15 protein-coding genes and 1 pseudogene are annotated in these 24,520 nt (G+C 71.9%); 7 read left to right on the plus strand and 9 right to left on the minus strand.

Annotated features, from left to right (window positions below; translation table 11 throughout):
• A pseudogene (locus ABZ873_RS19245) lies at positions 1-386 on the plus strand (hypothetical protein); the annotation flags it as partial.
• 309 nt (positions 387-695) lie between these two features.
• Here ABZ873_RS19245 and ABZ873_RS19250 read toward each other — a convergent pair.
• The 4 genes from ABZ873_RS19250 to ABZ873_RS19265 all read right to left on the minus strand — a co-directional run bounded on the left by ABZ873_RS19250 (position 696) and on the right by ABZ873_RS19265 (position 11,486).
• On the minus strand, positions 696-5,906 hold the full coding sequence (locus ABZ873_RS19250) for an NACHT domain-containing protein (protein ID WP_360873088.1): 5,211 nt from the start codon (positions 5,904-5,906) through the stop codon (positions 696-698).
• A 236-nt stretch (positions 5,907-6,142) separates the two neighbouring features.
• The gene (locus ABZ873_RS19255; protein WP_360873091.1) at positions 6,143-7,258 is read right to left on the minus strand and encodes a glutamate--cysteine ligase; all 1,116 of its coding nucleotides are present in this window, start codon (positions 7,256-7,258) and stop codon (positions 6,143-6,145) included.
• Between the two features lie 200 nt (positions 7,259-7,458).
• Positions 7,459-9,606: a prolyl oligopeptidase family serine peptidase gene (locus tag ABZ873_RS19260; protein ID WP_360873094.1), complete on the minus strand. Its 2,148-nt coding sequence runs from the start codon at positions 9,604-9,606 to the stop codon at positions 7,459-7,461.
• Positions 9,607-9,704: 98 nt separating this feature from the next.
• A complete protein-coding gene (locus ABZ873_RS19265) occupies positions 9,705-11,486 on the minus strand; it encodes an N-acetylglutaminylglutamine amidotransferase (protein ID WP_360873097.1) in 1,782 nt (593 codons plus the stop codon).
• A 936-nt stretch (positions 11,487-12,422) separates the two neighbouring features.
• Between ABZ873_RS19265 and ABZ873_RS19270 the strand changes: the two genes are divergently transcribed.
• The 3 genes from ABZ873_RS19270 (at position 12,423) to ABZ873_RS19280 (ending at position 14,744) form a co-directional block, all read left to right on the plus strand.
• Positions 12,423-13,769, plus strand: coding sequence for a hypothetical protein (locus ABZ873_RS19270; protein WP_360873099.1), 1,347 nt, complete (start codon positions 12,423-12,425; stop codon positions 13,767-13,769).
• 46 nt (positions 13,770-13,815) lie between these two features.
• Entirely contained in the window at positions 13,816-14,271 is a 456-nt protein-coding gene (locus tag ABZ873_RS19275; protein ID WP_360873102.1) for a hypothetical protein, read from the plus strand.
• Between the two features lie 248 nt (positions 14,272-14,519).
• The gene (locus tag ABZ873_RS19280) at positions 14,520-14,744 is read left to right on the plus strand and encodes a DUF2945 domain-containing protein (RefSeq protein ID WP_360873243.1); all 225 of its coding nucleotides are present in this window, start codon (positions 14,520-14,522) and stop codon (positions 14,742-14,744) included.
• A 37-nt stretch (positions 14,745-14,781) separates the two neighbouring features.
• Here the strand turns inward: ABZ873_RS19280 and ABZ873_RS19285 are convergent, their stop codons facing one another.
• The 4 genes from ABZ873_RS19285 to ABZ873_RS19300 form a co-directional block, all read right to left on the minus strand.
• A complete protein-coding gene (locus ABZ873_RS19285; protein WP_360873105.1) occupies positions 14,782-15,855 on the minus strand; it encodes a saccharopine dehydrogenase NADP-binding domain-containing protein in 1,074 nt (357 codons plus the stop codon).
• Between the two features lie 191 nt (positions 15,856-16,046).
• Positions 16,047-16,427, minus strand: a complete 381-nt coding sequence (locus ABZ873_RS19290; RefSeq protein WP_360873108.1) for a toxin Doc — start codon at positions 16,425-16,427, stop codon at positions 16,047-16,049.
• A 2-nt stretch (positions 16,428-16,429) separates the two neighbouring features.
• A complete protein-coding gene (locus ABZ873_RS19295; protein ID WP_360873111.1) occupies positions 16,430-16,675 on the minus strand; it encodes an antitoxin MazE7 in 246 nt (81 codons plus the stop codon).
• Between the two features lie 85 nt (positions 16,676-16,760).
• Positions 16,761-17,234, minus strand: a complete 474-nt coding sequence (locus ABZ873_RS19300; RefSeq protein ID WP_360873247.1) for a MarR family transcriptional regulator — start codon at positions 17,232-17,234, stop codon at positions 16,761-16,763.
• Positions 17,235-17,435: 201 nt separating this feature from the next.
• Here ABZ873_RS19300 and ABZ873_RS19305 point away from each other — a divergent pair, with 201 nt between their 5' ends.
• On the plus strand, positions 17,436-18,566 hold the full coding sequence (locus ABZ873_RS19305) for an NADH:flavin oxidoreductase (RefSeq protein WP_360873114.1): 1,131 nt from the start codon (positions 17,436-17,438) through the stop codon (positions 18,564-18,566).
• A gap of 95 nt (positions 18,567-18,661) precedes the next feature.
• Here the strand turns inward: ABZ873_RS19305 and ABZ873_RS19310 are convergent, their stop codons facing one another.
• Positions 18,662-19,303, minus strand: coding sequence for a dihydrofolate reductase family protein (locus ABZ873_RS19310; protein ID WP_360873117.1), 642 nt, complete (start codon positions 19,301-19,303; stop codon positions 18,662-18,664).
• Between the two features lie 205 nt (positions 19,304-19,508).
• On the opposite strand from ABZ873_RS19310, the gene ABZ873_RS19315 reads away from it, so the two are divergent.
• Together ABZ873_RS19315 and ABZ873_RS19320 are read left to right on the plus strand one after the other, a co-directional pair.
• Positions 19,509-24,071, plus strand: coding sequence for a hypothetical protein (locus tag ABZ873_RS19315; RefSeq protein ID WP_360873120.1), 4,563 nt, complete (start codon positions 19,509-19,511; stop codon positions 24,069-24,071).
• A gap of 62 nt (positions 24,072-24,133) precedes the next feature.
• On the plus strand, positions 24,134-24,388 hold the full coding sequence (locus tag ABZ873_RS19320; RefSeq protein WP_360873123.1) for a DUF6332 family protein: 255 nt from the start codon (positions 24,134-24,136) through the stop codon (positions 24,386-24,388).
• The last annotated feature ends 132 nt before the right edge of the window (positions 24,389-24,520 follow it).

Here is a 24,520-nt window from a genome sequence, read left to right on the forward strand (position 1 = left end):
CCCTGCCGCGCGCCCGCGAGGCCGTCACCATCGCCGAACGCACGATGGACCACCTCCGCTCCCTGACCCGCACCCTCTACTACGCCCTGGACAGCGAGGAGATCACGGGCCTCCCCGCCTCCTTCCGAAGCGCCTGCGGCACCTTGCTCCGTACGGCCGCCACCGCGCTGGAGGAGATCGGCCAGACCTCCCCGACCGACCCCCGGCGCCTCACCAGCCTGCTCGACGACGCCATGACGGAACTCCAACGCGTCGAACGCCAGGACCGAGCAGCCGCAGAAGCGGAACCCCCGGTCCACACCCTGCAGGGCACACTCCTCACGGACATCAGCCGCCTCCTGACGGAACTCCGCACCGAGCACTTCACCACCACGCCGGCGCGCTGACCGCTCCCTTGCGGATTTCTGATCCCCCGGAGAGCCCCGCGGTCCCGGGCTCTCTGGACGGGACCGGAAGCGCTTCCAGGAGAATCCTGAGCTTGGGAGGAGGGCTGAACCCGCACTCGGTCTCACGGTTTGAGCGAGCGCGGGTTCGTACTCCTGTCAATCACTTCGGCCTGCACCACGCCTGCGGGGTGAGGCGCGGATACCCCTGTCTGGGGTGATCACCGGGGTTGGATACCTCTCAATTCGACGGCCTGCATAACGTCGGAGTGCATGCCTTCGGTGACGGATCGGGGTGGACCGATCGCGGTGTCAGTGCGCGGTGAGGTCAAGTACGGCGAGGCAGAGTGGGCTCTCGTGGTGGGTGAAGGGGTTGTATACGACAGTGTCCGGTGATGCGGATTCAAGCACCCGGGCTGCCGCCGCCGCGTCCGCCTGCGGCAGGGCACCGGCTTGGCGCAGTGCCACGGCGAAGAGGTACATGCGTTGCAACGCTTGTACTTCCGGGTATGCGTCGGCAATCGGGTCCCAGGAGCCCGCCAGGATGGGGCTGTTGTCACGAATACCCATGGGATCGCCCAGGGCGCTCCCAAACGCTTCGACAGCTTCCGTGTCCACGCGGAGCCGCCGGATCAGCGGCTTGGTGAACATGGGCAGATACAAGTCCGAGACACCCATACGGAATCGGGTATGCATGCGGGCCGCAAGGGATGGCAGGTCTTGCGGTTCGGCCACACCGAACACAATGGCCGATGTGCTGCCAAAGTCGCGGTGACCGCGGGTTGCGGGGTCGCTTTCGGACCACGTTTCGAGGTCTCGGAGAGCGGCCAGGGAAACCCTGTCCGCGGGAAACAGTTGAGCGAAGGCGGCCAGCTTTTCGTTTCCATCAAGGATGCCCAACCGGGGTTCGATGGCGCCCTCGGCGAGGATGGCCTTGAACATCCGATCGGGCACATTCCAGCTGTCTCGGTCCAATATCGAATCAAGGATACGGTCCTGCCAACGGTGCGCATCCTGTCCGAGTTTCGCGATAAACGCACGAAGAACTCCTTCATCACCCCTGTTCTCTTCTTTGGCCCACAAGAGGAAACTGCGATCTTGGCGGAGCGTGGCATTCCGGTCGGCCTCGTCGCGGAGCATCTCCGCGATGGCGGGGTATCGGGAGGCGGTTGTTGCGAGCGCTGACATGACGCGGCGGCGCTGGTCGCCGACCGTCATGCGTCGACTGTCGGACTTCCCGTTGAGCCGCTCGAAGAGTTCGTCGCCGAAGTGAGCCTGCAACCGGTCCCAGTTCTCGGCGACGAGGTCGACGAGGATTTGATCCACCTCCCCGTCGTCGAGGGTATCGAGTTTGACGCCGGGCGCACCCGAGTAGCCGAGCGTTTCCTCCATACCGTCGATCAGTGTGAGGTCTCCGAGCATGAGCATGCCGATCCATGCCAGTTGTCGGCGCTCTTCGAGCTCAGGACCGTAGGCGCACAGTTCACCTTTGATCTCACCGCGCAGCCACTGCATCTCGGGCGTAAGCGTTTCGGGGCCCCTCAGGTCATTGTGGGCCTGCTGGTGGCGCAGGACCGCATGGATGATCCCGAGGAATACGATGCGCCGGATATCACTGTCCGGTTCGTCCTTCCATTCCGCCGTGACGTCGATGAGATCGGCCGCGGGGAGCGAGCTGCGTGCGAGTTCGAATGCCAGGACTTCGCGCAGCTCCGGTTCGATGTGCTTGAGCAGATCGAGGGTTTTGTCCAGGATGCGCAGGGAGGTCTCGTCAGTCCTGCCGCAATATGCCCTGAGGACAGCCGCCGGAATGGTGTCCGGGATTCCTGGCGTGATGGGCTTCGGGTCGTGGATGAGTTTTTCGGCGAACTCCTGGACAGCTGGCTGCCCAGGCCAGGCATTGATGACGGCAGGAACGTGCCACATCAAATAGCGAGGGTCCACCGACGTGCACAGTGCCGCCAACTCTGTGGGGTCGTAGCCGGCAAGCACCTCGCGCGCGGCTTCGACTTCCGCGTCTGGTTCCCGGACGGCGTTCTCGAAGCGCATCCATGCCTCGGCTGCGGCCTGGGCAACGACAACGCGCCCCTCGGTCCGTCCTTGTGCGTCGGGCTGGCGCAGCAGGGCCACCAGGACTGCGAAGCCCTCCTGCGGACCGAGCACGTCGATGGCTACGCCGGCCATCGGCGCAGCTTGGGCAAAGTCGCCATGAAGCCGGTCGACAAGGACGGTCCGGACCTGATCGTCGTCCGCGTACCGCTCCACCAGCGTGCGGGCCGCGGCGTACGGGCGGTATGCCTCGAGACCGCGCAACAGAACCGTTCGGGCATCGGCAGGCGGTAGCGCGGCGGCGAGGCCCGCTACGGAGTAAGGCATCACCCCCCGTAGTTCGGCGTCCAGGTGGGGATGGAGGGCCTGAGCGAATCCCGGATCGTCACGCCACTGCTGGGGAATCATGCCGACGTTGTAAAGGATCAGGCCGCGTCTCTTCGGGTCTGCGAGCTCTGTGGCCGCCCATTCTCTGAAGCGGCTGTCGTCGGCGAAGGCGTTGCAGGCCAAGGTCCACGCAAGACTGCGGTCGCCGCCGTTGCTTCCGTTTGTCGTCAGGGTCTCCCACGCGAACCTGGCTACCTGTGTATCCCCGTTGGCGGCGATGTTGACGAGGTCCGCTGCGGGCCATGGCCCGGAGAAGTGGTCCTCTCGGCGGAGCAGGGACAACAGCCAGGCACGTTCCTCCGGCCGGTACAGTGCAGCGTCACCTGACGCAGTGCCGCGCTGCACCAGATGCAGGCCCACCAGCCGGATCGGCCTGGACGGCTGACGTCGTGCCCAGTCGACCAGCCGTGTGGTTTCGGGTGCGTCGGCCCAGCCGTCGCCGAGGGCGAGGATGGCAGCGGCCTGGGTCGCGGAGGACGTCCCCGTCCGGGTGAGCGCCACCAGTCGGCCCAGCAGACGCGACTGGCCCCCGAATCGGTGTGCGAGCGCCAGCGCTGCGTTGACCTTCACATTGTCTTCCGGGTGCCGCATGCCCCAGAGCAGGTACTCCGCCGCGGTGTCCTCGGCAATGTCGAGATCGCGCAGCGCCCACATGGCCGGCGAAGGATCGGGACGCGGTGCCGTGAGCCACCGTTTCATGATCGGCAGCAGATGGGTGCGCGTGGTGTGGCTCACGAGAGCGCCGGTGAGCGCGGCGATGAGGTTCGCCCGATGGCGCAGCGACGGATGGGTCTCCACCCGTTCGACGAGCCGATTGATGTAGCTGGTCTGCGATTTTGGGGTGAGCTTGACACCGGCGGCGAGCGCTTCGGCGAGCAGCTCGTATCCGTCGATGTCCGCCCATTGGTGGCCGCTCTTGTGGAGCGCCGCGGCAAGTAGTGGCTCGGTTCCATACCGGTCGACCTGGGCGGTCAGTAGTGCCAGCAGCACATCGCGCCAGGCCGGATCGTGCACGAACCGCCGCACGGCCGCGATCTGTGCTTCGGCGGGCAGCGTCGCGAGGTACTGGCCGGCGAGGTGGTCGAGCACCACGCGATGCAGGAAGCCGAAGGACCCGGCACCCTGGGACACGATCAGACCGAACTCGTCCACTGCCATGGCGAGGACTGCATCGGCGATTCTGCGGGCGTCGCCGTGCTGATAGCCGAGGACTTCGTCGTCGGTCATCGACTCCACGATGAGCGTGCGCATCTCCGGTTTGGTGACGGTACCGGCGGGGTCTTTGACGCGGAGGCGGTAGGCCACGGCGGCGAACAAGGGAGTCACCTCAGTAGCTGCCAGTAGTGCTCCGCGCGCATGTGAGGCGCGCTGCCGCATCTGGGGATGCTTCTGGACGAGCAATTCGACGAGCCGGGCATAGATCTTGGGCCGTTGACGGGGCAGGGGCTCGCCTCGCCATGTGGTGGCCAACAGCGTCAGAAACAGCGGGGACCTGGAGAGCTCGGTGAGTTCCGGGCTGGCATCGAGTTGGTCGAGGAACGGTTCGACGCCGACATGCCCGGGGAAGGACGATGCGGCTTCCGGTCCCGTGAGTGGCCGAAGGAGGCCGGCTGTGATCGTCTGGCGTTGTCGGTTGGTCAGCGGCGTGATCTCGGCTTGCGCCCACGGGCGCCTCCAGTTGAGCCGGTCGACCGCGAAGGGGCGCGTGGAGAGGATCGCTGACGCCTGTTTCGTGCGTCCCAGGAACGCCTCCAGGATCCCGAGGGCGCGTTCGGCCGCGCCGACGTCGCTCCACTCGTCGATGCCGTCGACAAGCAGCAGCAAGCGGTCGTCCAGCAGTGCGCGCTGGACCAGCGGCCAGAGATGGGTGGCGCTCTGCGACTTCAGCCAGGCTTCGGCAGCTGAGACGAGCGAGTTGTCCATCGACGCTTCAAGGTGGCGGCACAGGAACCCGAACGGCAGCCAGATCGGCAGGTCGGTGGCGTGTTCCCGCTGCAGCGCGATCGACTGCGGTTGGGACGAGAGCAGGTCCGTGGCCATGAACCGCAGGAGGCTGGACTTCCCCGCTCCCGGACGGCCGATGAGCAGCCGGTACCTACCGCCGGCCAGCCACTCGTCGGCGGCGATACTGCCATCGGTGTCCGGCGCGGCGTGGCTTCCGCCTTTGAGGAGGTGGCGGGCGGACCTGAACGACTGTCGGCGAGTGCCCAGCCGCGAGGCGAGGTAGGTGTGGCCGTCGCCCGAATCCTGTGCAGGCCGAAGGTCTTGAACGGTCGGCTCGGGCTGCTCGGCGCCGCTGATGACGTCGGCCCGTTGGCGGTTGGGCTCGACGTCCAGGACGACGAACGCGCCGTCGGGTTCCGCGTTCTCGATCGGGTGCACTCCGCCTTGGGCGGAGAAGACGGCGTGGTAGAGATCGCGCAGCCCGGCGCGTAGTTCTCTACTGTCCTGGTGGGGCAGGTTGTTCGCGATGGTCTGGGCTGCGTCCGGGCCACAAAAGCGCTCGACCCACGGTCGGCCGAAGAAGTCATCGACGATGCGAGGGTGATCTTTCAGCAGGTGGGAGACCTCCTGAACACCCCACGGAACGAAAGTGATCTTGAGTCTGGCCAGCCGTTCGGCCTGCTGACGAATCGCGGCGTCCAGCTTGGCGTCCTGCAAATCGAACGAGGTGGCGAAGTGGAACGCTGTCGTCTTGGCGGCCCACTCACCCTTCAACAGGTCGTCGACGGCCTTCTTGATCCTTGCCGCCGTGAGCACTTTGACCCGCCGGGATTGCAAGGTGATGTAGTCCCGGCCGCCGGATTCGCTACGCGTCAGATCAAGCGGAAGTCGCGCGTAGGCATCGATCCCGCTCTGGGCTTGGCCCGGCACACCGAAGAGCTTGGCGTACTGGACCGGCCGGACGGTGTGCAGCAGCCTGAGGAACAGGCGCTCAGCGTCGGGCCACTCCAGAACGTTGAGGGGCAGCACTTGCGCCCTGGTGTCGATCGGCGGCGCCGGCACCGCACCGGTGGGGGCAGACCACAGAAGCGCTTCCGTGTCGCCTCGCCCACCCGCTTCGTCCGTGAACCCGATCATCGTCATCGCTTCGCCACTCCCCCACCTCGGCCCCGGACGCCGGACGATGCCCAGTGCCCTGTACCCGTTCCAGATCCAGATCCAGATCCAGCCGCAGTCACCCACAGCCCGTCCACGCGATTCCCTCCGCCGCCGGACCGGTCGGCACCACGGACCGCTGGGATGCCGCGAGCAGGAGGCCGACCGCGTCGAGGCTCAGGGGGTGACGCTCCGCTGCCCCGCTGCTCAGCGGTTCCGTGTGCTTACGGCTTGGTCGTCATTTTCGCGCAGTGGGTGACCACCGAGCCGAGGTCGGTGCCCTCGGCGAGCAGGCGGCGTTGGATGCGGGCGCCGTTGCCGTGTTCGTGCAGGTGGGCGATGCCCTCGCGGACGCGTTCGTCGTCGTCGTGGTCCTTCAACGCCTCGCGTACGTGCTGGTACAGGGCCTCGACGGCGTGCTCGGCCGAGGTCTCGCGCATGGTTTCGGGGTGCAGCAGGGGGCCGTCCAGGCCGGAGCGGGCGGCCCGCCAGGCGGCCAGGCGCAGCAGGCTCGTACTGACGCGGGCCGGGGGCCGGCCGTCCTGCCAGGCCCGGGAGGCCGTCTCGACCAGGCCGCGGATCAGGGCGGCGAGCAGGACGGGCGTGGTGGGTTCCAGGCAGACGTCGGCGACCCGGACCTCCACGGTGGGGTACGTGGCCGACAGGCGGGCGTCGAAGTAGATCATGCCCTCGTCGCGCAGCACACCGGTGTCGACCATCTCGCGGACCTGCTCGTGGTAGCGGTCGGCGGAGCCGAAGATGCCGACCGGGCCGGCGGACGGCCAGCGGTTCCACACCCGGCTGCGGTAGCCGGCGTAGGCGCTGTCCTCGCCCTGCCAGAAGGGCGAGTTCGCGCTCATCGCCGTCAGGACGGCCAGCCAGGGCCGGATGCGGTCCAGGACCGCGACGCCCTCCTCGTCGGAGGCGACCGAGACGTGCACGTGGCAGCCGCAGGTGAGCTGTTCCTGCGCGGTGAGGCCGAACTGCTCGCCCAGCCAGCGGTAGCGCGGGCCGACGCTGAGCGAAGGCTGCACCGGCAGCGGGGATGTCGCGACCGCCGCCACCACGGCGCCGGCGCTCGCCGCGTGGCGGGCCGCCTCGCCGCGGATACGGACGATCTCGTCCTGGAGCTCGCCCATCTCCGTGATCGGCTTGGTGGCGAACTCCAGCTGCTCCTTGTGCAGTTCCTTCTCGAACTCGTGCTCCGGCCGGCCGTCCGTCCCGGGCTGCTGCCATGCCTGCCGGTCCGCGGCCGCCAGGACCGCCGCCGAAACGGCACGCGGGGCACCGGTCTCCGCGTCCACGAGCAGCAGCTCTTCTTCCACGCCTACGCTTCGCATGTCGCCGCCTGTGGATCGAAGGGTCATCTGCCCCCGCACCTGCCCCGACGCCGCTACGAGCATGCGGGCGCGGGCTCCGTTCGACCCGGTCGGGTGGTGCGCCGGTGCGCTGGTGCATTGGTGTGTGGGTGCATGGCGTCGACGCGGTCGGCGCGGTCACCGTCCCGGGCGCGCGGCATTCGCTCTCGCCCCCGCACACCTCACGGGGCAGGAGTGCTGCCGAGGTGGCGTTCCAGCCAGTCCGCTGCGGTCTGGCGGTACAGCTTTCTGTTGTCCGCCCGCAGGAATTCGTGGCCCTCGTCGCGCAGCGTCAGCTGCTGGGCCGGGACCCCGCGGCCGCGCGCGGCGCGGATGAACTGTTCCGATTCCGTCGGCGGGACGTTGGTGTCGTGCTCGCCGTGGACGGCCAGGACGGGAGCGCGCAGCTGGTCGATACGGCTCATCGGGGACAGCGCGCGCAGCAGCTCCCGGTCGTGTTCGGGATGGCCGTACTTGGCGGTCGCGGACTGCGCGATCCATGGCTCCGTGCCCGCGAAGAAGGTGGCGAAGTCCGACATTCCGCAGACGGCGACCCCGGCCCGGAAGAGCTCCGGGTGCCACACCAGGGAGGCCATGGTGAGGTACCCGCCGTACGAACGGCCCATCACCCCCAGCCGCACGGGGTCGGCGTAGCCGAGCGCGACGACGTGCGCGGCACAGTCGGCCACGTCCTCGATCGCCGCGAACCGGCCGGCGCCGAGGTCGGCGTCCACGAAGGAGCGCCCCCAGCCCGAGGACCCGCGCACGTCGGGGGCGAACACGTCCATGCCCCTGCCCAGCAGCTCGTGGTACAGCGGGCTGAACACCGGCCGTTCCTGCTCCTCCGGACCGCCGTGCAGGTGGATGACGCACGGCGCGGGCCGGCCGGGATTGCGTCCGGGTGCCCGGTAGTACCAGCCGCCCAGCGTCAGCCCGTCCCGCGCCCGGCAGCGCAGCGGCACGGGCCGTACGGGGGGCCGCCCCGGCGGTACGGCGTCCTCGTCCCGGGCCGACCAGCCGGCGCGGCCGGGGACGAGGCCCTGGTCCAGTTCCCAGATGCCGGGCCGGCGCCGGGAGCCTGCGAGTGCCGTGAAGAGGCCACCGCGTTCCAGGGGCGCGATACGGGTCACCACCTCGTGCGGCAGATCCGGCCGCCGCGGCGCCCCGGCGCCGGCTTCCCCGTCGCCGTTCCCATTCCCATCCCCGTCCCCGTCGGCGAGGGGCAGGCCGACGCTCTCCAGCTCGGTCGCGCCGTGGACGTTCCACGCCAGGAAGGCCCAGCGGCCGTGGTGGGGCATGCTCAGCAGGTCCAGACCGGACTGCTCGCGTTCGGCCGCCACGGACACCCCCCGGCCCGCGCCCCGCTCGTCCAGCCGGACCCTCAGGAGGGCGGCGAACTCGCGGTCGGTGTCGCTCCGCAGCCATACGGTCCCCGCGTCGGCCGAGAAGCGCCCGATCCAGGGGTCTCCGTCGGCCACGTGCACGGCGAAGGTGGTGCGGCCGGAGGCCGTGTCGAGCACCAGGGCCTCGCGCCGGCCGCGCGGACCCCGGCGGACGAGCGCGAAGCGCCCGTCCGGGCTGGTGTCGCACACCCGCAGCGACGCCGCGCCCTCCTCGGCGTACAGCAGCGCAGGCGAGTGCGCTCCGTCCGGGTCCACCAGGTAGGCGGCCAGACCCCCGCCGCGGACCTGTCCGTCGACGGCCGGGCCGATGGGGCCGACCGGCGACGTTACTGCCGACATCCGCCCCCCGAACGGCCCGAGGACCGCGCCGGGCACCGCGGCCCCGTCGGCGTCCTGCGGCTGGTGGCCCGCTCCGGTGTGCTCCGCGCGGTCCACCGAGGGCTGGGCGACCGTGACGGCCAGGGCCGTGCCGTCGCGGGTCCAGCACCCGAGGTGGGCGGAGCTTCCCGGCTCGGCGCCGGCGAGCACCTGCCGTCCCGTACCGTCCGGGCGCACCACGAGGACCCGGGTGTGCTCGCCGCCGCCCGGGGCCGAGGTGTAGGCGATCCAGCGCCCGTCCGGGGACCAGGAGACTTCGGTCACCGGATCGGGATCGCCGTCGAGCAGGTGGGCGTCCGTCCCGCGCGCGGGCCCGCTCCACAGCTGGGGGACGCCGGACCGGTCGCAGATGTACGCCACCTGCTCACCGCTGGGGTCGGCCGAGGGGTACCAGCACCCGTGGGCGGTGAGGAGGGTGGGCGGGTCGGCGCCGAGGTGGTCGGGCACGCGCACCGGCACGGGCGCGGGAGCGGCCTTCGCGGGCTCCGCCGCGCGAGCAGTCGCAGGGGCCCCGACGGGTCCGCCGGTTCCGCCCGCCGTACCGGTCATATGATCCACAGATTTCGTCCGCTCCAGGGGCATGGCCACCTCTCTCAGGCTTCCGCTTCCCGAGTGTTCCCACCACTCGATGCTCGGGGTCCCGTTGCTCAGTGGATGTCGTGCGCCTGCAGCCAGAGCTCCAGTGTGGCCACCTGCCACAGCGTGTTGGCTCCGCGCCTGGCGCGGTGGCGGTTGGGTGCCGCGAGCAGCTCGTTCACGAGATGCGGCTCGAAGATTCCCCGCCTGCGCGCCTCGGGGGCGGTGAGGGCGTCCCGTACGCGGGCCAGTACGGGCCGGGCCATGTGCCGGACCGCCGGAACCGGGAAATACCCCTTGGGCCGGTCGACGACCTCACGGGGCAGTACCGCGCGGCCGACGTCCTTGAGCACGGCCTTGCCGCCCTGCGCGATCTTCAACTCCGGCGGGCAGGCCGCCGCCAGCTCCACGAGGTCCTGGTCCAGGAACGGAACCCTCGCCTCCAACCCCCAGGCCATCGTCATATTGTCGACACGCTTGACCGGGTCGTCGGGCATGAGCGCGTGGACGTCCATGCGCAGGGCCGCGTCGAGCGCGGTCTCGGCCCCGGGGGTGGCCATGTGGCGCCGGACGAAGTCCGTGGAAGCGTCGTGGCCCGCACCGAGGTCGGGATGGATCATGGCGGTGAGGTCGGTGTGCGTCCGGTCGAAGTACGCGCGCGCATACGCGTCGTCCGCTCCCGCGCGGCCGGACGCGGCGATCTGCGGGTACCAGTGGTAGCCGGCGAAGACCTCGTCCGCGCCCTGGCCGCACAGGACGACCTTGACCTCCTTGGACACCTGCTCGGACAGCATGTGGAACGCGACGGCGTCATGGCTGACCATGGGCTCGCTCATGGCGCCGATCGCGGCTTCGAGAGCGGTCGGGAGCCGGTCGGAGGTGATCAGGAACTGCTGGTGGTCGGTCGAGAACCGGCGGGCGATCAGGTCCGAGTAGGAGAACTCGTCTCCGCCCTCCCCGTTCTCCTCCTCGAATCCCATCGCGAAGGTCGGTACGTCCTCGTACCCCTCCTCGGCCAGCATGGCCACCATGAGGCTGGAGTCCAGCCCGCCGGACAGCAGAACCCCTACGGGCACATCGGCGACCGTGCGCCGCCGTACCGCCGTGCGCAGCGCGTCGTGCACGGCCTCCTGCCAGAGCACCGGGTCCGAGCCCAGCTCGGAGTGCCGGGTGTACGAGGGCTGCCAGTAGCAGTGCTCCTCACTGGTGCCGTCGGGCTCGATGATGCGCACGGTCGCCGGCGGGATCTTCCGCACGCCGGACAGCACCGTGCGCGGGGCTACCACCGTGCCGTGCCAGCTCAGGTACTGGTGCAGGGCCACCGGGTCGATGGAGGTGTCCACTCCCCCGCCGGCCAGCAGCGCCGGCAGCGAGGAGGCGAAGCGGAGCCGGTCGCGGTCCTCGGTGACGTACAGGGGCTTGATGCCCAGGCGGTCACGGCCCAGGACGACGCGGCCGGAGCGGTGCTCGGTGATGGCGAGGGCGAACATGCCGACGAAGAATTCGACGCAGTCCCTGCCCCATTCCGCGTACGCCTTGACGACGACCTCGGTGTCGGAGTCCGAGAAGAAGCGGTACCCGAGCTTTTCGAGGCGGGCGCGCAGCTCGCGGTGGTTGTAGACGCAGCCGTTGAAGACGGCCGTGAGGCCCAGATCCGCGTCGACCATGGGCTGGGCACCACGCTCCGACAGGTCGATGATCCGCAGGCGCCGGTGCCCCAGGGCAACCGCCGCCTGGGACCAGATTCCCCTGCCGTCGGGCCCGCGGGGCTCCAGCACATCGGTCATACGTTCGACGGCGGCCAGGTCGGGCCTTCCGCCGTCGAACCGCACCTCTCCGCTCAAGCCGCACATGAGACACCTCCGCGTGTCTCGGCGCCTTGAGTTGCCCGGGGGACCCCGCTCTTGTCAGAGGGCCAGGCCGCGTACACCATGCGTCTGCACTCCTGTGCCGGTTCGGCCGACACGTGCGAGCCGGTCCGAACGGGCGATCGACATACCCCGCGCCTGCCCGCACCTGCGCCTTTCAAGCGGGGGCCGCTCCCGGGGCCGTACTCCCGCCGAGCCGGGGGCGGTGCGCCCTGGCCCCCGGTGCCTCCCTCGAGGTGTGGCAGCCCGAAGACGGGGCAGATGTCTCCCGCAGCCCCGCCTCGTGCGGGGCTGACCAATTCCACGGGGCATGCGTCGTCGGCGGCGCCGGAGGGGTCCGGGCCGTGGCCGCGCACCGCCTCCAGTACCTCCCCCACGGTGATCCGCAGGAGCCGGGCGTCCGGTTCAGTGCGACGGGCATCGCCGGGCCGTAGCGCGCCCTCCCCCGGGCGTGACCGCCTCGCGCTTCGCCGCCGACGCCTGAGCCCTGGACCGGGCCGGTCACCGGGCTCCATGCCACCAGCGATGATCCCCGCGACCTCGATGCCCTCGCGGTCGCGCTGCGGCTCCTTGAAGAGGGTGTGCGTGAAGGCCCGCAGCCCGGACTTGCCGGCCGCGTACGGGTCGGCGTCCATGTCCCGTTGAGATTTGGACTACTTGGGAATGCATTCCGGTTACGGAGCCATCGGGGCAGCCGTTGGAGACGCCGCCCTCCTCTCTGCTGCGCGCCGCATCCACCCTGCCGCGCGGAATTGAAGAATCCGATTCTGACGGCTCTTGCGACAGGCGGCAGTAAGTTCTAGTGTGCCAGCAGGTTTTGCCTATGCCTCAGGACTCAGAGGTTCCACAGTAACCCCGCGGAACATTCTCGTGTCAGCGGCGGTTACGCATTTCCAGGGGGATTCGATGAAATTCAGATCCGTGATGCTGGCCGTTCTGACGACAGCCGGAATGGTCGTCCCGGCCGCTGTCCCCGCAGTGGCGCTCCCCGCGTCAACTCCTGCGCCCAGCACAGTGCTTCAAAAGGTGGACGGCGGCGTCATCGACGATTCCCTGCGCCTGCGCAAGGAGCTCGGTTTCGAGGCCACGGAGAGCAGGCTGTCCGAAATTCTTCAGGACCGGAGGGCCCAGACGCCCTCCGGGAGCATCCGCGAAGGGGCGGCCCTCGTCAACGAGTGGGGATTCATCGGAACGGCTGCCGAGGCGGCGGAGATGAAGCGCCGCGACGCGCTCGTGTCCGCGGTGGAACCCACCGTCCGAGAATTCTCGCAGCAGCAGAATTTTGCCGGGCATTTCCTCGACAACCGTCGAGGCGGCCGCTTGGTCGTCCAGTTCGCCGGTGCGCTGCCGACGACGAATCGCCAGGAAGCACTCACGGAAACAGCTCTCAAGTCGGGCAGTACGGTTTCCGACGTCGAATTCCGGCTCGTCGAGCACTCCAGCGCCCAGCTCACCGGGGCCATGGAAGCCGTGTGGAAGTGGGCTGCCGAGGCGGGCGGCACCGGGATACCGGTCGTCGCCGTCGAGGAGGACGTGACCGCCAACGGACTCAAGGTGGTCCTCCGCCCGGGAAGCGCGCGCACCGGCGTACAGGACGTCCTGTCCCGGCTCGACGTCCCGGCGGTCATCACCGAAGGCGGCGGAGGCGACGAAGCCTGTACGTCCCGCAACGCCTGCGACTCGCCCCGCCGCGGCGGCGTCGGCATCAGCAAGTCGAACAGCCTGTGCAGCATCGGCTGGGTCGTCAACCGCAATGGGGTGCGCGGGGCGGTGACCGCCGGCCACTGCTGGTACGGCACCAACAGCGGCGCGGTCGCCTCGGGCAGTGCCACGTACGGCTCCCTGACGAGCACCAACGCCCTCTCCAACGGCACCCACGCCGACATGCGCTTCCTCTCGATCCCCAGCGGTGGCCAGCCGTGGCTGTACCAGAACGCCGCGAACAAGGGCCGGGTGGTGACGGGATCCTCTCTGGGCGCCGTGGGCTCCGCCGCCTGCCTGTTCGGCCGCAACTCCGAGAACGCGCGCTGCGGGACGATCTCGTCCACCAACGCGAGCCACACCAGCACCACCTGCAACTGCGTCGTCTACGGACAGTCCGCGGCCTCGTACTCCAGCGCGGGTGGTGACAGCGGCGGTGCGGTCGCCAGCAGCGCCACGGGCAACGTCGCGCGCGGTGTGCACTCCGGAACGTTCGGAGGGGCGAAGCACTACAGTTGGATCGGCTACACCTCTACGTACAACATGGGAACGCTCGCCACCGGATGAGTCCGGAGACTACGGGGACAGGACGCCGACCATGAAGGTACGACCCTTGCTGGTCCCACTTCTCCTCGGTGGCCTCGTGGCCTGCTCCTCGGCCTCCGCCGGCGGTGGTGACGCGTGTCCCGCGTGGCCCGTCTACTCCACTCCGCAGGAAGCCCTTGAGGGTGCGGACTACGTCGTCACCGCGGACGTGACGGAGCGGGTGGGCGACGAGGCGGTGTTCGGCACCGAGGCACACGTCTATGCGGTCAGCACCGAGGGGCTGCCGGTCCTGAAGGGGGATGACATCGGTTACACCGACCTCAAGGTCATCTCCACGCCCCAGAAGTGCGCGGGCGGAGATCCCTATCCGGGCGGGGACCCGCTGCACGAGGGCCGACGGGTCATCCTCTTCCTGACACGAGAGGACCCGAAGGGCACCTGGCGGACGATCACACCGGAGCACGGCGTACTCCCGGCCGACAGCGGCGGCGGCAGCAGCCTTCCCAGCCGCTGGCCCTCGTAGCCGCTGCCCTTCCCGGCGAAGCCGGACAGAACGAAGCGCCATGAAGCCTGCCCTCACCTTCCGACACGGTGAGGGCAGGCTTCGGCGTACGGGTCACGGTGTCGGTGAGGTTACGAGCCGGAGGGATGACGCGGGTGGGGATGACGCGGGTGCGCGATGCGGTGGCGTGCGTGAGCGTGGTGTGGGAGGGGTGGATGACGCCCCGGGCCCTCACCGAGGGCGCCATCGGACGGACCGAGGAGATCAGCATGGCCAAGGACAGCTTGGGCAAGGGTGACGAGGTCTCGTGGAGCAGCCACGGCCAGAAGGTGACGGGAAAGGTCCGGAAGAAGATCACACAGCGGACCCGGGCAGCCGGCCGTACGGTCGACGCCTCGCAGGAGGAGCCGCAGTACGAGGTGGAGAGCGAGAAGTCCGGCCGGACCGCCGTGCACAAGCCGCAGGCGCTGCGCAGGAAGGGCAAGAGCTCCTGAACCTCCTGACGGGGTCCGTACCGCCGGGTGAGGGCGGTCAGGCGTCGCGGCGGAGGGTGACGTGGGGGGTGAGGGCCGTCAGGAAGTCGGGGGCGTCGAAGATGCGGCCTGCGGAGGCGACGCCCCGGGTGCGGATCCGGCCGGTCAGGACGCGGCCGAGGGCTTCGACGACCAGCGGCGCGGTCACGGCGTAGATGTCGCGGCCCTCGGCGACGAGCCTCCGCTCCGCCCCGCCGGAGCGGACGATCACGTCGACGAGGAAGGTCTGGTCCGAGCGGCCCTGGTCGTCCGTGGCGGAGGGGGCGGGGGTGTCGGACGAGGCGATGTCCTGGGCGGCGTCGACCGCCATGTGGGTGTGCACGTCGCGGATCGGCAGGTGGTCGGTGACGGTGACGACATCGGCCATGGTGAACTCGGTGACGACCGGCCGGGTGCCCATCGGGGCCGGGAAGGGCCACTGCTCGGTGGGCGGGGCGTCGGTACGGCGCTCCCAGGCACCGCCGCTGTAGCGCAGCCGGTACGCGCCGCGCCGCTCGCGGGAGACCGCGCCGGACAGCCGGGTCCCGGCGGTGGGGTGCCAGTGGCTGAGGCCGTAGGCGATATGGGCCTCGTCGGCCTGCTCCCAGTCCCCCATCGCGGCGGTGACCAGCAGGTCGCCCAGCCCGCCGAAGAAGGCCATCGCCGGCACGACGACGGCCTCCGCCTCCCGGGCGCGGGCGGCGTAGTGGGTGAACGTGTCGAGGTTGGCTTCGAGTTCCGCGGCAACGTCCAGGTACGGGATGCCCGCGCGCAGGGCCGCGTCGATCACGGGTGCGGTCGTCGCGGCGAAGGGGCCCGCGCAGTTGATCACCGCGTGGGTGCCGGCCAGGGCCCGGTCGAGGGCGGCCGGGTCGTCGACGGTGGCGGGGCGGGCCTCGTAGCCGGTGGCCTCGGCCAGGGCGGCGAGCTGGGCGGCGTCGCGGCCGGAGAGTACGGGCGTGTACCCGCGGGCGGCGAGCTCCGCGACCACGAACCGGCCGGTGTGTCCGTACGCGCCGTAGACCGCCACCGTGTGGTCCGTGTGCTCCGTCGCGCCGTTCACGCTCGTGCCGTTCTTGCTCGTGCCGTTCATACGAGGGCTCCCCTGCCTGGCGTCCGTTGCGCGGCCGGGCTCCGCCGGGTGCTGCTCGGCGGGCCGGTGCGCTGCTGTGGGGATCATCCTGGCCGGGGCGGGCGAGACCCCACCAGTGTCCGGAACGACGCCGGGCGTACAGTTCCGGACACGGGCGGGAGGGGCCGTACGCGACCTGCGCGGGGCCGGGCTCAGGAACCGGGCTGGAGCGCGCGGAGCCGTTCGGCCACGTCGTAGACGTTCAGGCGCAGGGAGCGGATGTCGGTGATCAGGTCCCGCCAGGGCTCGAAGCTCGTGCCGATCTCGGCTCCGGAGGCCCCGAGGTAGGCGACGGTGACCCCGTACGCGAAGTACTCGTTCCGGGCGGGCAGGGGGCGTACGAGGACGATCTGCTCCAGGAGCGCGGCCGCCCGCCAGAACGCGTCGGGGCTGCCGCTGGTCAGGGCCGGGGTGTTGACCCGGTGCCGGGCTACGGCGGCGACCAGACCGGAGTAGTCGGAGACGCCGAGGTCGCGGCCGAGCAGTTCCTCCTGGCGGTCGAGCAGCCAGCGGATGTCGATGTGCAGGTTCAACGTCAGGCCGCCCGGTGGGCGCCCGGCGCGGCGGGGAGGCCGCCGAACTCGCGGTCGAAGGCTTCGGCGATGCCGGGCTGGGCGACGGCGTCGCGGAACGCGGCGGTCGCACGCCCGAGAGCGAGCTGGTTCTCCTCCTCGATGGCGAGCTCCGCCAGATAGGCGCGCACGCTCTTGCCCTGCGCGGCGGCGACGGTGGCGAAGCGGTCACGCGTCTCGGAATCGACCTTCACAGTGGTGTCTGCCATGCCCCGAGTATGCACCGATGTATACCTCTGCGAATACCCCTGCCCCGTGAGCGCCCGTAGCGCCACCGGCGCACGGACGGCGCCCTCAGGGGCTCGCGGCATCCCGCGGCTGCGGCGCACGGCAGGCAGGACCGGCCTCGCCCTCCTCGGCGCGCGGCCAGGGGCGCCCTTCGCGGGCCTCGGCACTGCGGTTGAAGCGTACGAGGGCGTCCTCCAGCTCCCGCACCTCCTCGGGCGACCAGCCCGCGACCACACCGGCCAGGCAGGAGCGGTTGGCCTCGCGGTCCTCGCAGAGCCGCAGCGCGCCCTCGGCGGTGATACGGAGCTTGCGGGCCATGCCGCCCTCGGGATCCGGGACGCGCTCGGCCAGGCCGCAGCGCAGCAGGGCGGCCGTCTGCCGGTTCACGGTGGAGGTGTCCAGACCGAAGGCTTCCGCCAACTGCCCGATGGACATGGGGCCCTGGGTGTCGATCCGGCTGAGTACCAGGTACGCGGACCGGTCCAGGCGCTCGGTGTCGCGCTCGCGCCGGGCCAGCACCTGATGCCGCGAGAGCAGCATCAGCTCCCGCTCCAGTCTCTCCAGCACAGCGCCTCCCGTTCCGTCCGGCGCCCCATTATCGCGGACCGCCGACGGGTCGATGCGTCGGCGTCCTGCACCAGTCCCGCAGCACGGCGCCGCAATATGCATGATACATAGCATGTGTACTATGCACTTCTCGTTGTCACCCGACGAGCCATTGCCTCACTCCGGAGGAACAGCATGACCGTCACCACGTCCACCGCCTCCCGCGCCGCCGAGATCCTGTCCCGGCCCGTCACGCTCAACGGCCTGACCGTCCCGAACCGCATCGCGATGGCCCCGATGACGCGCATGTTCTCCCCCGGCGGCGTGCCCGGCGAGGACGTGCGCGCGTACTACGGCAGCCGTGCCGCCGCGGGCGTGGGCCTGATCGTCACCGAGGGCACCTACGTCGGCCACGACTCGGCCGGCCAGAGCGACCGCGTGCCGCGGTTCCACGGCGAGGAGCAGCTGGCGGGCTGGGCGAAGGTCGCCTCGGCCGTGCACGAGGCGGGCGGCACGATCGTGCCGCAGCTGTGGCACATCGGCATGGTGCGCAAGCAGGGCGAGGCCCCGTACGCCGAGGCGCCCGCCGTCGGCCCCTCCGGCATCCGCGTGGACGGTACGGAGGGCACCGGCCGGGCGATGACCAGCGCCGACCTCGACGACGTCATCGGCGCCTTCGCCGACGCCGCCGCGGACGCGGCGCGGATCGGCTTCGACGGGGTGGAGCTGCACGGCGCCCACGGCTACCTGCTCGACCAGTTCCTGTGGGAGCGCACCAACCGCCGCACGGACGCGTACGGCGGCGACGCGGTGGCCCGTACGAAGTTCGCGGCGGAGATCGTCGCGGCCGTCCGCGAGCGGGTCCCGGCCGACTTCCCGGTGATCTTCCGCTACTCGCAGTGGAAGCAGGAGGCGTACGACGCCCGGCTCGCGCAGAGCCCGGAGGAACTGGAGGCGATCCTGGCGCCGCTGGCGGCGGCGGGCGTCGACGCCTTCCACGCGTCCACCCGGCGCTACTGGCTGCCGGAGTTCGAGGGCTCGGACCTGAACCTGGCCGGCTGGACGAAGAAGCTCACCGGCCGTCCCACGATCACCGTGGGCTCGGTCGGCCTGGACGGCGACTTCCTCCGCGCCTTCGCGGGCGAGGGCGCGGCGCTCGGCGACATCGACAACCTCCTGGACCGCATGGAGCGCGAGGAGTTCGACATGGTCGCCGTCGGCCGGGCGCTGCTCCAGGACCCGCAGTGGGCGGCGAAGGTCCTGGCGGGCCGCTTCGACGAGCTCAAGCCGTACGACGCGGCGGCGCTCAAGTCCCTCAGCCGGTGACCGCCGGTCCGTGGTCCGGCCTCCCGGACCACGGACCCACGGATCACGGATCACGGACCCACGGACCACGAGCCCACGGCCGCGCGGACCAGGGCTCAGCCGCCGAGACCGCGGTCGGGGGCGCTCATGTCCCCGGTGGCGGGCATCCCGTCGGCGAGCCCGTAGCGCAGGAAGACCGCGCCCTTGGGGCCGGCCGCCGGGGGCTCCAGGAGCGTGAGGTTGGCGGGCACCGCCCCCTCGCGGAACACCTTCTTCCCGACCCCGAGGAAGACCGGGTGCAGCCAGAGGTCGACACGGTCGAACAGCCGCTCGCGCAGCAGGCTCTGCACCAGGTCCAGGCTGCCGACCACCTTCACGTTCTCGTGCCGGTCCCGGACCTCGCGCACGGCGGCGGCCAGGTCGGGGCCCAGCTGGGTGGAACCGGCCCAGGGCAGCTCGGGGCGGCCGCGCGAGGCCACGTACTTGGGGATGCTGTTGAAGAGGGTGGCGATCTCGCCGTCCTCGCCGTCGCCCTTCTGGTGCGGCCAGTACGCGGCGAAGATGTCGTAGGTCCGGCGGCCCAGGAGGAGGGCGTCCGTCCCCTCGTACGCGGCCGAGACCTGCTCCCCGAAGACCTCGTCCAGCAGCGGCGCCTGCCAGCCGCCGAACGGGAACCCGTCCGGGTCCTCCTCGGGACCGCCGGGTGCCTGCCCGACGAGGTCCAGGGTCGCGAACAGCTCGATGTGGATGAGTCCCATGATGTGCTCCCGGGGTGGCGTGGGGTCGCGGCGTTGTCGTGTCGCGGTGGCGCGGTGGTGTGGTGTCTCGGTGGCGATGGGGCTGCCGTCACAGAGATAGACCGCCGGGATCCGCGGAACTCATCGGCGCGCCGTCCACCGGGTGGGATTCCGGCCGACGGGCCGGGGTGGCGGGGCTGTCAGTGGGGCGTGCCAGGATCGAATCATGAACCTTCTCGTCCCGCTCCCGTCCGATCCCAGCCGCTCCGAGGTCTATGCGGACTGGGCCCGTACGCACGGGCCGGACGCGGAGGAGGCCGCGCGCGGACTGCTCGGTGAGGTCCGCGACCGGATCTCCCGGGCCTACCCGAAGGCGGGCCGCGCCCTGGACGGGCTGGCCGGTCTCGCCCACCGGCTGCCGCCGGCCCATCTGCCCTGGTACTGGGACACGGTGGCGCACCGGCTCGTCTCCTGGGACACCCGCGCCGCCGGCCGGGCCTACACCCTGGCCCGTACGGCGGAGGAGAAGCACGACCTGCCCGTGGATCCGGCCTGGCGGCGGCAGAACGTGCTGCTGCTCGCCCGGTCCGGCGCCCTCCCGGTCAAGGAGCTGAGCGGGCACCAGACCTGGCTGGCGGACCGGTTGGACCCGGCCGCCGCGCACGACGAGTTCGTACGGGTCCTCGGCGCGTGGGCGGCCTCCCCCGGCGAGCTCCCCGCCGATCTGGCCCGCCGGATCCGCGCCTCGGCGCGCGGCGCCGGGCTGGACGGCGCCGAGGAGGCCCGGGTGCTGGCCCGTACGCTGGCCGCCGCGCGCGGGAAGGCCGTACCGGACCGGCTGCTCGACGCGGCCGCCGCGCTGCTCGCCGAGCACCCGCAGGAGGACGGCACCCTCGCCGACCTCCTGGACCTCTTCCCCGAGTCGCGCAAGGACGCCGCCGCCTGGCTGCGCCTGCTGCTGCGCTCCGGTGCGGCCGACGCGGTCACCGCGGGCCGGGTCACGCCGGAGGGCGGGCTCGCCGCATGGCTCGGCCGGTACACCCACGCCTACTCGCACTACCGCGTGGCCTACGGCGGTGTGTCCCGGCAGCCGATGCCGGCCGAACTGTTCGACCTGGTCGGCCGGTTCGCGCCCCGGCTGCGGGCCGCCGCCGTCCCGGTCGCCCTGCACGAGGACCGCTACCGCTGGCCCGGCCTGGACGCGGACCTCCTGGATCTCTGCCTCGCGGAGGGCATAGCCGTCGTCGACCCGGGCGAGAACATCCGGCTGAGCTTCTGGGGCGACCGCTCCCGCCGCGACCTCAAGGCCCTGGCCGCGGACCCGGTGTTCGGGTCCCGGCTGGAGGGCACGCTGCACGCCGGGCTGCGCGGCCGGGGCACCGCCATCACCCGGCTCCCGGAGAACCCGGGCATCGCCGCCGAGGTGCACTCCCGCGTCGAGAGCCTGCTCGGGGCGCTGGCGGGTGGCGGGCTGGCCGCCGCCGACGAGGCCGTGGAGGAGCTGGCCGGGCTGCTGGACCGGCCCACGGCCACCGCCCTGGACGGCATAGACGAGGCGCTGGCCGCCGTGGACCCGGCGGGTCCGCTGGCCCGGGCGCTGCGCGCCGGACTGCCCGAGGAGCTGGGCTGGCCCGCCCTGGAGGAGGCCGTGGCCGCGCTGGCGCCGGAGGAGGCCGCCGGGGTCACCTGCACCTGGCCGGTGCTGACGGTCTACGGCCGCGCGAAGGCCGTGGCCGTGGCCCCCGGTTCCGTGCGCGCCACGGCAGAGTTCGCGCTGCCCGAGGACGCCGTGCGGCACGCCGTCCACTACGTGGGCGGCCGGTTCCTGGTCAGCTGGTCCACCGGGCCCGGCCGGGCCTTCGGCGGGCACGCCTTCTGGTCGGACCGGCCCGAGGAGGTCTTCGTACCGGACGAGAGCTACGGCCTGCGGCCCTACGGCGGCAGCATCCAGGGCGGCCTCGGCTACCAGTTCGAGACCGCGGACGGCGGCGGGCGGCACGACGGGCAGCGCGTCCTGCGCCCAGGCGGCCCGGAAGGTATCGGCGATCACGACTTCCAGATGAGCGACGGCACCCACTGGTGGAGCTGCGAGGTCTTCAAGGGGCCCAAGGGCTGGGCGCGGGTGGATCCCGTGACCGGGGAGCGCGCCGCCGGGCACAGCCTGCCCGCCTTCCACAGCCCGGCCGAACTGCCGCCGGGCATGGCCCTCTTCGGGGACCAGCTGACCCTCGCCGTCCTCCCGCCGGACGCGCCCGCGTCGCCGCTCGGGCAGGACGGCGCGCTCACCGGCTGCCGGGTGCTGTACCGCACCCCGTACGCGGGCCCCTCGCCCACCGAGTTCCTGCTGGAAGGCGTCGACGGCCGCAGCGCCCGCTACCGCAGCCGGCGCCCGGGCCGCCGCCCCTGGGGCATCCTCCGTATGCCGCTGGGCGGGGAGGAGGCGGTGCTCGCGGGCGGGACGGCCGTCCGCTGCCACGCCGCCGAGGACAACTCGCTGCTGTGGGAGGCCACCGGCTTCCCCGCCGCGGGCTCCGGGCCGCACGACCGGACCGGGGCCCACGGCGTGGGACCCTTCCCGCCGCCCGCCTACTGGCACTTCCTCACCCCGCGCGACGCGGCCTCCTCGGAGGCGCTGCGCGCGCTCGGCCACGAGACCGTGCGGGCCCTGCTCGACGCGGCCGTCCGGGCCGACGGGCCGGACGGCCTCCGGGAGCGCGTCGCCGGGCTGCTGCCCGGGGTGTCGGAGCCGCGGGTGGTGGACGGTGTCGTACGGGCCGCGCTGCTCGCCGCCGATGTGCTGCGGCGCCGCGAGGCGCTGTCCCGCCGCGTCGGCATCATGCGCGCGGGCCCGGCGGTCGCCCTCCGCCGGGCCGTGCCGGACACCGCGCTCCTCCCCGCGCTGGGCGGGCTGCTGCCGCCGGTCCGGCCGCACGGCTCGTACGTGCCCGGCGCGCACCCGGCGACGCTGACCGCCGTGGCCGCCGAGGGCCGGTTCCTGCGCGGCGAGATCGACGACGAGACCAGGCGGCTGGCCCTGCCGGCGCCCCCGGCGCCGTGGACCGCGCTGCTGGGCTTCGCGGACGCGGTGGCCTGGCGGGCCGCCGTCGGCACCACCTCCGAGGAGGACCGTACGGCGCTCTCCGCGCTGCTGGAGACCTGGGCCGACCAGCCGTTCGCCGCGCGCGGGGGCCGCTGGCGCATCGGCCCGGGGGGCCGTTCCGTGCGGCCGTACGAAGACGGCGGTACGGCCGAAGGCACGGTCGGCGACCCCGCGGCCGACGCGGTGCGCACCGTCGAGCGGGACGAGGCGGGGCGGCTGCCGCTGCTGCTGGATGCGCTGGCCCGGCGCGGGCCGCTTCCCGTGCCGCCGGAGGCGGTGGAGACCTTCGCGCGGCGCACGGGCGTGCGGCGGGCGGTCGCCGCCCTGGTGCTCGGCGGTCTGCCGCACCGCAGCGACCCCGACGAGCACGCGAAGGCCCTGCGGGCGGCCCCGTACAAGGCGAACAGGACGATGGCCCGCGAGTACGACGGGCTGCGCCACCGGCTCGGCGACTCCGGCTGCCGCGCGGTGCTCGCCGCGGGCGTCCCCGAGGACCCGGCCGGGCTGTGGGAGCCGGGCGGGATGACCGCGGCCGCCGGGCGGATGGCCGAGGTGTGGGCCGGGCTGCTCGGCGCCACGGAGTACGTGGACGAGGAGCTGGCCACCGCCCTGGAGGCCGATCTCGGGCTGGGCTCCGCATGGGCCCTGGCCCTGACCGGCGGTGCGGAGGCCGCCGGCCGGTATGTGCCGGGCGCCGCAGGCGTCCTGGTCGGCACCCCCGGCGGCGGGCTCGCGCTGCACCCGGTCGAGGCCGACGGCAGCACCGGCCGCCAGGTCTTCGTACAGCACCCGCCGCACGCTGCCTCGGCCTCCGCCGTGGCCTGGGCGCTGACCGAGCTGCCGGTGGGCCATCCGGCCGCCGTCGGCGCCGCCGCCGTGCATGCCGCCCTGCGGGCGCGGATGGACGACCCGCGGATGCTGATCCCGCTCGGCTGGCATCGCGGGCTGGCCCGCGCCGTGCCCGGGGACCCGGCCTTCGGGCCGTACGAGGGCGCCGTACTGCCGAGCCCGCGGCCGCTGTACCGGGAGGACACGGTGGTCTCCACGGCCCACGACGACGGGCTGCTCGTGGTGTCGGTGCCCGGCGGTGACGTGTTCCTGCGGCCGTCGGCCCTCGCGGATCCCGCCCGGGCGGAGCGGGCCGAGCGGCTGTGCGCGAGCCTCGGCCTGCCGGAGCTGCGGGCCGCGGTGCGGCGGATCGAAGCGGTCCGCGGGGAGGGCCCCGTCCGGATGCTCGCCCGCGCCGCCGGTACGCCGGTGCCGCCCGGCGGGTACGAGGCCGACCCGGCGCTCAGTGTCCCGGAGCTGGTGGCCGAGGTGGGTGCGGCCCTCGGGGTGGGCGCCGACGCGGCCGCTCTGTACCTGCAACTGCTGGCGCTGGCCCGGCCCACCGACCAGAACGTCCGCCGCTGGAACGGCTGGAGCCCGGCCCGGCACAAGGCGGCCCAGGCGGAGCTGGCGGGGGCGGGCGCGGTGGAGACGGGCCGCCGGGCCCGCGCGGGCCGGACGGCGTTCGTACCGGGCCCGTGGACGGACCTCAAGGCCCCGCACCTGCCCCTGGAGACCGCGAAGCTCGGCCCCTACGAGGCTTCCGCGGGCCGCTCGGACCCGCAGCTCCCCTTCCTGCGGCTGCTGCCGCCGGTCCCGCCCCACGAGCTGTTCACGGAGGCGTGGCGGGCGGCCCGCTGACGGGGCGGTCGAACGCGGCGCGCGGCCGACGGCCGTGCGCCCGGGACCGTACGCTGTCCGGCATGGACATGGGGAGCGAGTCGCGGTGGGAGAAGGACGCGATGACGGTGGAGATCATGTTCGCGCTGGTGACAGCCGGCGTCCTGGCCGCCGCCGTTTTCGGCCTGCTCGTGGTGCCCGCCCTCGCCCTCGGCGTGTCCGGGGCGGCCCGGGAGAAGCTGCTGGTGGGGGCGGGCGTCCTGGCGGCTGCCGCCGCGGTGTGGCGCGTGGCGCGCGTACTGCTGCGCTTCGATGTGCGGCGCCGGCAAGGGCGTTGAGGCCCGGCCGATTTTTTGGCATCAGCGGTCAACAATTCTCAACACCGCTCCCCCGAGCACTACAAAGGAGCACATCGGACCGAATCCGGTAGCGGCGGGAAAGCGATCCCGCCGGGGACCGGAATGACGGTG

The sequence above is a fragment of the Streptomyces sp. NPDC047014 genome (assembly GCF_040644195.1).
GTDB lineage: Bacteria > Actinomycetota > Actinomycetes > Streptomycetales > Streptomycetaceae > Streptomyces.

What these genes read in the sequence shown, in the direction of transcription:
- ABZ873_RS19310 (WP_360873117.1), bottom strand. Translation starts at nt 19,303, where the DNA reads ATGGGACTCATCCACATCGAGCTGTTCGCGACCCTGGACCTCGTCGGG.
- ABZ873_RS19265 (WP_360873097.1), bottom strand. Translation starts at nt 11,486, where the DNA reads ATGTGCGGCTTGAGCGGAGAGGTGCGGTTCGACGGCGGAAGGCCCGAC.
- ABZ873_RS19295 (WP_360873111.1), bottom strand. Translation starts at nt 16,675, where the DNA reads ATGGCAGACACCACTGTGAAGGTCGATTCCGAGACGCGTGACCGCTTC.
- ABZ873_RS19305 (WP_360873114.1), top strand. Translation starts at nt 17,436, where the DNA reads ATGACCGTCACCACGTCCACCGCCTCCCGCGCCGCCGAGATCCTGTCC.
- ABZ873_RS19280 (WP_360873243.1), top strand. Translation starts at nt 14,520, where the DNA reads ATGGCCAAGGACAGCTTGGGCAAGGGTGACGAGGTCTCGTGGAGCAGC.
- ABZ873_RS19255 (WP_360873091.1), bottom strand. Translation starts at nt 7,258, where the DNA reads ATGCGAAGCGTAGGCGTGGAAGAAGAGCTGCTGCTCGTGGACGCGGAG.
- ABZ873_RS19320 (WP_360873123.1), top strand. Translation starts at nt 24,134, where the DNA reads ATGGACATGGGGAGCGAGTCGCGGTGGGAGAAGGACGCGATGACGGTG.
- ABZ873_RS19250 (WP_360873088.1), bottom strand. Translation starts at nt 5,906, where the DNA reads ATGACGATGATCGGGTTCACGGACGAAGCGGGTGGGCGAGGCGACACG.
- ABZ873_RS19260 (WP_360873094.1), bottom strand. Translation starts at nt 9,606, where the DNA reads ATGACCGGTACGGCGGGCGGAACCGGCGGACCCGTCGGGGCCCCTGCG.
- ABZ873_RS19285 (WP_360873105.1), bottom strand. Translation starts at nt 15,855, where the DNA reads ATGAACGGCACGAGCAAGAACGGCACGAGCGTGAACGGCGCGACGGAG.
- ABZ873_RS19300 (WP_360873247.1), bottom strand. Translation starts at nt 17,234, where the DNA reads ATGCTGCTCTCGCGGCATCAGGTGCTGGCCCGGCGCGAGCGCGACACC.
- ABZ873_RS19315 (WP_360873120.1), top strand. Translation starts at nt 19,509, where the DNA reads ATGAACCTTCTCGTCCCGCTCCCGTCCGATCCCAGCCGCTCCGAGGTC.